Origin of the sequence: Prevotella sp. HMSC077E09 (assembly GCF_001814685.1) — a bacterium.
In the GTDB taxonomy this organism is placed as follows: Bacteria; Bacteroidota; Bacteroidia; order Bacteroidales; family Bacteroidaceae; genus Prevotella; species Prevotella oris.
Map to the genome: position 1 here is coordinate 51,450 of NZ_KV817572.1, position 7,092 is coordinate 58,541.

Below are 7,092 nucleotides of genomic sequence, written 5' to 3' on the forward strand. Positions count from 1 at the left end.
CACAAATCGGACACAAGTGCTATTACAAGCGTGAGGATGTGGAAACACTGCTTCTTACGAAGTCGAACAAACCTAAAAACAAAATGATATGATGGAAACAGCAAGAGACTTGAACATGGAGATGGACGAGATGCAGCTGGTTGTCTCGGCATTGAGAGGTGTGGGGAAACGGATTGTGGAAGTGGTACAGACACACAAGCCACTCTTTGCTAGCGAACTTTTCCTCACGGGTAAGGAAGTGTGCGAGCGGCTGTATATCAGTCCCCGTACCTTGCAGGACTACCGAGACAGGAAGATTATTCCCTACACGCAGTTTGCAGGAAAGATACTCTATAAGGCTTCGGATTTAGAAAGGATGTTGGAGGAGAATTACAAAGGAAACGTCATATAGCTTTAACGAAAAATGTGTTCCCGACACACGAAAAGGATACTTTTGATGTGTCGGGAACATCATTTTAAAGCTCAAAATACGATTTTATAACTCACAGATACATAAAGAAACCATTACCGCATCAGTATTAATATTCTTTTCTTCTTCAGCTTTTTATTTGGTTACGATTACTTCAACAGGTCGTAGTTCTTATCTGTCACAGGCTCTAACCATTCATTGTTAGCTCCTTCCTCCGCCTTTGTGGTATAAACAAGGTGTTGAAACCAAGAATCACGAGCTGCACCATGCCAGTGTTTCACACCTTCGGGTACAGTGACAACCATTCCGGATTTTAACGCGACGGCAGTTTTACCCCACTCTTGATACCAACCGCGCCCTGCCACACAGATAAGAACTTGAACACTGTGATGATGAATGTGCCAATTATTACGGCAACGCGGTTCAAAGGTGACGTTATACGGGCCACCATTTTGGCTGTTCATATCGGCTAAATAGCTGTTTCCTATGAAGTATTGCGCATAAGCAGTATTTAGTTCTCCTTTCGGCCATATCTTGAAGTCTACTGTCTCAATTATTTTCGTAGGCAAATTTTGTACGATTCTGAGTGCCTTTTCTACGCGATTGGCCTTAGCCTCACCAACCTTTAAGCGCAAAAGCGATGGAACAGCACGCAGCTCTTCGTCTGTTACCCCCATATTTCGGCAACCAGACACATGTGCGAGGAGCTGGGAATCACAGCCTGGCAGTGCAGATATAGCACCAATAGTTATCAACTCTCGGTCTGCGAAAGTAAGATTATTACGACTGAATATATCACCAAAAAGATGAGCCTTGAGATAATAATCCATCTGGGGAGCAAAAGTATAACAGAAAGGTTTGCCTCCTGTGAGTTGTGTTTGTATGGCAGTTCCCGTCTTCAAAGCATCGTAATCAGTCGGTAGTGCATCTGCTTCAACACCTTTTTCAGTTTTCAAACCCTTTTCCTCTCTTTCCTTGATAACCTGTTGGAGTGCATTCAATGCGTTCAACGAGCGAGGAAATCCTGTGTAGGCATAGAGGTGAGAAAGAGTTTCCTTAGCTTCATTAATGGTCAACTCTTTGTTAAGTCCATCGTTAAGAACAACTTTCAGTCCACTTATATCACCTTTGGCTTCTATTGCAGCTACTGTAATGAAAACCTGTTGTTTACTTGTTAAGCTCATGTTTTATAATCTATATCATATTACATTGAAACCTTGTCAGACATCCTCTGTCTCTGTTAATAGCCCAGCCCTTTGAGCCACAGGTCTACTTTCTGCATACTCTTCCGCACTTCATGACCATAGACAGCAAAGCCTTCCATTACCTTGGCTTTCGGGTATGCGCGTTTCACATCCTCAACGGTATTGGCCAGCCCACTCCCCTCGTGTGTTGTGAAAGGAATAATGGTTTTGCCATTAAGATCGTACTTATCAAAGAAGGTAAACATCACTTGTGGATACGTACCCCACCAAATAGGGCCGCCAATGAAAATTGTATCGTACTGCTCAATATTCTTCACCTCACCCTTAAACGCGGGTTTCTCACCATTTTGAGCTTCTTCCTTTGCGATTTCAATAAGCTGACTGTAGGGCATATCGTATGATTTTTCAGCCACAATCTCAAACTTATCACCTCCTGTGCGTTTCTGAATCTCGTCGGCAACCAGTTTGGTATTGCCCACTTTCACATTCCCTACGCTATAATTCTCGCCTGCATGCGAGAAGAATACGATTAAGACCTTGCTATTATTCATCATCTGATTATTTTCAACTTCCTTTTTCTGTTCTCCACTACATGATACCGATAGAAGTATTTCTATCAGCATTAAAATCATTTTCCTGAATACCATTAGCCATTTATTTGTTAAGTTCTCGTGTATCTCTCCACATAAAGTTGGATATTCGGTTCTTGATATACCATCGCCCGTCTATCTTTTGATATTCATCGTCATAGCGCACTCCTTGCTGGGTTATCGTTCGTTTGCCGTCAACCTTCGCAATCATAGCTACCTGACAATAGCTAATCCCCGTAGCACGGTTACCGTTCAAGGTAACAGTCTGCTGCCCGTTGATGTGATAGATGGTTTCCTGTTTGGCAAGAAAATTTCCAAACGCCTCGGCAATCTGTTTCCTGCCCTTTAACTCTACAGACACCTTTCCATTAATAAGCGTCTTCACCGTTGCATCCTCCGTAAAAAGTTGGGCTTGCAGTTCCGCCTCTTTTGTGTCAGAGAGATTTGAAAATGTGTCTACGAGATTTTTTAAAGCAACGCGGTTTTCAAGTTCCATAATTCGTTGCTCAATTGTTTTATTATTTTGTGAGTCCATTGCCACTACTGATAAAATTGCAATTATACTTAAAATTATCTTCTTCATTTGTCTATCGTTTTTATTACTTTCGCGGGAACTCCCCCCACAACACTATTTGCAGGAACATCTTTGGTTACAACCGCTCCACCTGCAACGACTGCATTCTCACCGACAGTAACGCCAGGCATGATGGTTACCCTGCATCCAATCCACACATTACGCTTAATGGTCACTTTACCACAGATGAGCGTATTGTGGTCATGAAAATCGTGGTTGGTGGTGACTATGGTTACTCCTGGCCCAATCTGAACGTTGTCTTCCACCTCTATGCCACCCGCCGACATCATACAGAGCGAATGGTTGATAAACACATGCTTACCCAGTTTTACCTGGTTGACAAAGTTTATCTGGCAAGGGGTTGCGATATGGGTTGTTTCATCCATTGGCTCATTAAAAAGCCTATCAAAGGCCTGATGAACCTTTATGCGGTCAGGGCGTAACTGGTTAATATCGAATATCGCCATACGCGTGCGATTAATTTCTTCAACTGCATCGGCATAGTCCGCATCACGCATATTAACAGGTTCGCCAGCACGCAGTCGTTCAAACACGTTCTTATCCATAAGTTTCAAGGAGATATTTCACAAATGCGGGGTCGTTGAAATTGATGAAACCTGCATCCGATTGATTCATCGTTTCTATATGAGCCATATCATCATGGCTAAGTGCGAAATCGAATATATCGAAATTCAGTTGCATGCGTTCTATATGACTACTCTTTGGAATAGCCACGATGCCACGTTGTATCAGCCAACGCAGTGCTACTTGTGCTGCCGACTTGCCATACTTCTGCCCAATGGCAATAAGCAACTCACTCTTTACAACACCGTCGGCACCCTCACCGCCAAGCGGTCCCCATGCCATAGTCTTGGTTTCCGTCTCTGCCAATATCGGTTGTATGTTTTGCTGTTGCGCCAAAACATTGCATTGCAATTGGTTAATCATGGGTTTCACGTCTACAAAATGAGCGAAATCAAAGAAACGCCCAGCTTGGAAATTAGAAACGCCAATGGCCCGCACCTTACCCTCGCGATAAGCTTTCTCCATAGCGCGCCAAGTGCCAAACACGTCACCATAGGCTTGGTGAATTAGCAGCAGGTCAACATAATCGGTGTCGAGCTTACGCAGACTTTCGTCAATACTTGCTGCCGCCCTCTCCTCGCCTGCATTGCTTATCCAAACCTTTGTAACCAAGAAAAGCCCTTCGCGCGGAATGCCACTCTTACGCCACGCCCGGCCAACTCCGTCTTCGTTGCCGTAAGCCTGCGCAGTGTCTATCAGCCGATAGCCCACTTTCAGTGCATCACTTACGCAACGCTCGCACTCATCTGGCGACACCCTAAACACACCATACCCCAATAGCGGCATTTCAACACCATTGACTAACTTTACATATTCCATAACTTCTATATTTTAATGTTTACCACTGCAAAGTTACACCTTATCTTCAAGTGGATTGTTTCACTTTTTCACCCTAAGCTTTCACAAAAATGCCCAAACGTTTGGAAATACCTAAAATTAGCCGTAATTTTGTTACATGGAGCAGTTGAAACTTATATATTCCACTGATTTTTACAGCATTAACGACATACAACTAAGCGACTGCTGTGGGCACATGATATGCTTGGAAGGCGAAGGCAGCTTCGTGTTCAACGGGAAATGTTTTCACTTTTGCGCCGGCGACATATTGATTCTCACACAGCCCCACAAATTAAAAAATCTGGCTGCGAGTAAGCGTTTGAGAGTAGAATTCTTTGCCACGCAATACACATTCCTTTTCAAACAGTTGCCATCCAACAGCTTTGCCATCGGGGGCGGCATCAGTCTCTATGCAGACCCCATTATTCATGCTACAAAAGAAGAAGGCGAACGTTTCTTAGCCGACATTCGAATTATCCGCGACCGCATACAAGAAAAGGGCGAACATCGGTTTTATTTGGAAATAATAGCAAGCCTGTGTCGCACGATGATGTACGACCTCTTCTCTTTCCACGCCCACAGAAACGAAACGCAGCAGAGCACCGACCGCCAGAGCTACGTGGTTAAAGAGTTGATGAACATGCTTGCAGCTGGCCAGTCGCGCACAGAACGCAATCTAGGTTACTACGCCAAGCAACTCAACATCACTTCAAAATACTTATCAAAAACGGTGAAACGCACCACGGGCAACAGTGTTACCTCGCTCATTGCCCGCCATACTGTGCCTATTATAAAGGACTATCTCGACAACGACACGCTATCACTCACGCAGATAGCCGACCTCATGGACTTCACTTCGCTCTCTTATTTTAGTCGCTATTGTTCAAAACATCTCGGAATGTCGCCCAGTGAATACCGACAAAGTTTGCAACCAAGAAAATAAAGGCTATTGTGTTTGCTGGCTGTGATTTACACGTATTGTAAAAACAATTTGTTGGGTTTTAGAGTTATCATTTATTGAAATAAAAAGTGTTATCTTTATGAGATAAAACAACACAAGAGTTGCATGAAGAATGTTTTAAACGTTAATCCGGTAATGATTATGTAGATAAAAGACGGTTAGTGAAACTGTGGAAGTTCTTGATTTTGATTATCCTCGGCACTTTAGTTGTCAGTTTAAATCATATTTGGGGGTATCGCCAAAACAATCTTTACAGAATGATGGCATCCTCATTACTTCCTTTATAATCCATGTTTATCTATTCATAAAAGTTCCTTTGTAAAGGTGACATGTAGTCAGACGGTAGTAATAGTAATTTCTACTTTCTGACTACACGCTTTACCTTTTTCTTTCACTGTATGATCCCTCCCTGTAGTAATGTAGTAGGATAATATCGGTGAAAGAGAAAAGTATATCAATTGACACTACCATTGCCATATAGGAATATCTGCTCCATCACAGGTGCAGAGCGCTGCAGTTCTCGACAGATGTATTTCCTGAACAAGCGGGCTTCTGTGCTGTCCAATTGATAAGACAAAGCGATGATGATTGAAAGCGGATAAAGTGGGGCATATTCTCGTAGTCGCCCGTTCACGAATACTTCCAACTCCCCTATATCCCTTTCTTCGGATTGTAGGAGATATGTTTTGAGGAGTAGTTGCAGACAATAATTGAGTTTCCTCCATGTTACATCGAAGAAATCTACCAATTCGCTCTCGGTCATTGCGATTTCGCCTTTGCCTTTACGAGTGATTTGCATATTATCGCCCCACTCGAAATAACTGCGGTCTCCTTTCGTTTGCTGGTGATAGATATTCATACGGCTTCCTCTTTTGTTTCTTCCTTTTGATGTTTCCTTATCAGCCTGTCCATATCCTCCGAAATCTTGTTGTCCGTTACTTGTGCGTAGATTTGAGTGCTTGATATAGAGGCGTGCCCTATCATCTTTGCAATACTTTCTATTGGAATGCCTGCACTTAAACTCATTGTGCCGAACGTGTGCCTTGCCATATGATAGGACAACCGTTCCCTGATACCGCAAGCCTTGCCCACGATGCTCAGCTTTGCACTCATTACGCTACGGCTGCAATCACAGTGAAAGACAAGGTCGTTTCCTTTTTCTTTCACCGTCTTCCGTTCTTTGTTTCTTTCCTGCTCTGCCTTGCATTGCTTGATGATGACTTCCGCTATGGGATGCAGTGGCACAACAAACTCCACCTTTGTCTTCTGCCTTTCTTTACGGATATATTTCTGTCCGTCGGCTGCCGTTTGAATGTGTCCAAATTGCAAATGTTCCATATCAGCAATAGCCAATCCCGTAAAACAAGAAAAGATAAACATCCGTCTTGCTTGTTCTGCTTCCTTATCAATTACTCTCAATGCCATGAGTTTTGCAACATCGCTCTTTTGCAGAAAGCGTATCTTCTGTTCCGCTTTCTCATATTTAACGTGAGTTCGACGAATTCAGAACAATGCAAGCTGTGTGTCCATAGTCCTTTGTACATTATTAATACAAGGCTTCTTTGGAAACAGACAATAGGCGGCAATGGCTCCTAATAAGTTGACGCTGAAATTGTCAAAGCATCTATGTCTGGAGTGCTCTACTTGTGCAATGTTCTTAAGTTCATCATTCACCGTTTCTATAATGGCTCTTTTTCTGAGTAAAAGTCTGTCTGAAACACTCATTAAAGCTCCTTTCATGTTACTTTTCAATTTGGTTATAAGCTGTATTCCATCAACAAAAAGCCTTTGAAAGAGGTTCTTGCTGATGTACCCTTTGTCACCGAATAGCTTACCATGTATGAAATCTATGAATGCTTTGTATTCCAAAGGCTTACGGTCATCAACATCTCCCGGCGTTATCATAAAGTTGAGAAGCTCTCCTTTCTCAT

General features: G+C 42.9%; 9 protein-coding genes and 2 pseudogenes. 3 read left to right on the forward strand and 8 right to left on the reverse strand.

Annotation, left to right across the window (positions count from 1 at the left end):
- Positions 1-92: pseudogene (locus HMPREF2983_RS08115) on the forward strand (multidrug DMT transporter permease); the annotation flags it as partial.
- A complete protein-coding gene (locus HMPREF2983_RS08120; RefSeq protein ID WP_070667676.1) occupies positions 89-391 on the forward strand; it encodes a helix-turn-helix domain-containing protein in 303 nt (100 codons plus the stop codon). The pseudogene HMPREF2983_RS08115 and the gene HMPREF2983_RS08120, both read left to right, overlap by 4 nt.
- A gap of 167 nt (positions 392-558) precedes the next feature.
- Here the strand turns inward: HMPREF2983_RS08120 and HMPREF2983_RS08125 are convergent, their stop codons facing one another.
- The 5 genes from HMPREF2983_RS08125 to HMPREF2983_RS08145 form a co-directional block, all read right to left on the reverse strand.
- Positions 559-1,593 carry a carboxymuconolactone decarboxylase family protein gene (locus HMPREF2983_RS08125; RefSeq protein ID WP_070667677.1) on the reverse strand — a complete coding sequence of 345 codons (1,035 nt, stop codon included), beginning with the start codon at positions 1,591-1,593 and terminating at the stop codon, positions 559-561.
- A 56-nt stretch (positions 1,594-1,649) separates the two neighbouring features.
- Positions 1,650-2,261: a flavodoxin gene (locus HMPREF2983_RS08130; RefSeq protein WP_070667678.1), complete on the reverse strand. Its 612-nt coding sequence runs from the start codon at positions 2,259-2,261 to the stop codon at positions 1,650-1,652.
- A 7-nt stretch (positions 2,262-2,268) separates the two neighbouring features.
- Positions 2,269-2,700 carry a nuclear transport factor 2 family protein gene (locus HMPREF2983_RS08135; RefSeq protein WP_246829378.1) on the reverse strand — a complete coding sequence of 144 codons (432 nt, stop codon included), beginning with the start codon at positions 2,698-2,700 and terminating at the stop codon, positions 2,269-2,271.
- A gap of 83 nt (positions 2,701-2,783) precedes the next feature.
- Complete coding sequence (locus HMPREF2983_RS14440; protein WP_070667680.1) at positions 2,784-3,344, reverse strand: acyltransferase; 561 nt, start codon at positions 3,342-3,344, stop codon at positions 2,784-2,786.
- Positions 3,337-4,182, reverse strand: coding sequence for an aldo/keto reductase (locus HMPREF2983_RS08145; protein WP_070667681.1), 846 nt, complete (start codon positions 4,180-4,182; stop codon positions 3,337-3,339). Before HMPREF2983_RS08145 ends, HMPREF2983_RS14440 begins: the two co-directional genes overlap by 8 nt.
- A gap of 337 nt (positions 4,183-4,519) precedes the next feature.
- On the opposite strand from HMPREF2983_RS08145, the gene HMPREF2983_RS08150 reads away from it, so the two are divergent.
- Positions 4,520-5,143 carry a helix-turn-helix domain-containing protein gene (locus HMPREF2983_RS08150; protein WP_246829379.1) on the forward strand — a complete coding sequence of 208 codons (624 nt, stop codon included), beginning with the start codon at positions 4,520-4,522 and terminating at the stop codon, positions 5,141-5,143.
- A 472-nt stretch (positions 5,144-5,615) separates the two neighbouring features.
- Here HMPREF2983_RS08150 and HMPREF2983_RS08155 read toward each other — a convergent pair whose 3' ends face one another.
- The 3 genes and pseudogenes from HMPREF2983_RS08155 to HMPREF2983_RS08165 all read right to left on the reverse strand — a co-directional run.
- Entirely contained in the window at positions 5,616-6,020 is a 405-nt protein-coding gene (locus HMPREF2983_RS08155) for a hypothetical protein (RefSeq protein WP_070667683.1), read from the reverse strand.
- Positions 6,017-6,652: pseudogene (locus HMPREF2983_RS08160) on the reverse strand (site-specific integrase); the annotation flags it as partial. The pseudogene HMPREF2983_RS08160 and the gene HMPREF2983_RS08155, both read right to left, overlap by 4 nt.
- Before the next feature lie 12 nt (positions 6,653-6,664).
- On the reverse strand, positions 6,665-7,092 hold a 428-nt coding region (locus tag HMPREF2983_RS08165; RefSeq protein WP_141757649.1), incomplete at its 5' end, for a transposase.

Coding starts and splice junctions, on each gene's coding strand:
- HMPREF2983_RS08120 (WP_070667676.1), top strand. CDS start 89: ATGATGGAAACAGCAAGAGACTTGAACATGGAGATGGACGAGATGCAG.
- HMPREF2983_RS08125 (WP_070667677.1), bottom strand. CDS start 1,593: ATGAGCTTAACAAGTAAACAACAGGTTTTCATTACAGTAGCTGCAATA.
- HMPREF2983_RS08130 (WP_070667678.1), bottom strand. CDS start 2,261: ATGGTATTCAGGAAAATGATTTTAATGCTGATAGAAATACTTCTATCG.
- HMPREF2983_RS08135 (WP_246829378.1), bottom strand. CDS start 2,700: ATGGAACTTGAAAACCGCGTTGCTTTAAAAAATCTCGTAGACACATTT.
- HMPREF2983_RS14440 (WP_070667680.1), bottom strand. CDS start 3,344: ATGGATAAGAACGTGTTTGAACGACTGCGTGCTGGCGAACCTGTTAAT.
- HMPREF2983_RS08145 (WP_070667681.1), bottom strand. CDS start 4,182: ATGGAATATGTAAAGTTAGTCAATGGTGTTGAAATGCCGCTATTGGGG.
- HMPREF2983_RS08155 (WP_070667683.1), bottom strand. CDS start 6,020: ATGAATATCTATCACCAGCAAACGAAAGGAGACCGCAGTTATTTCGAG.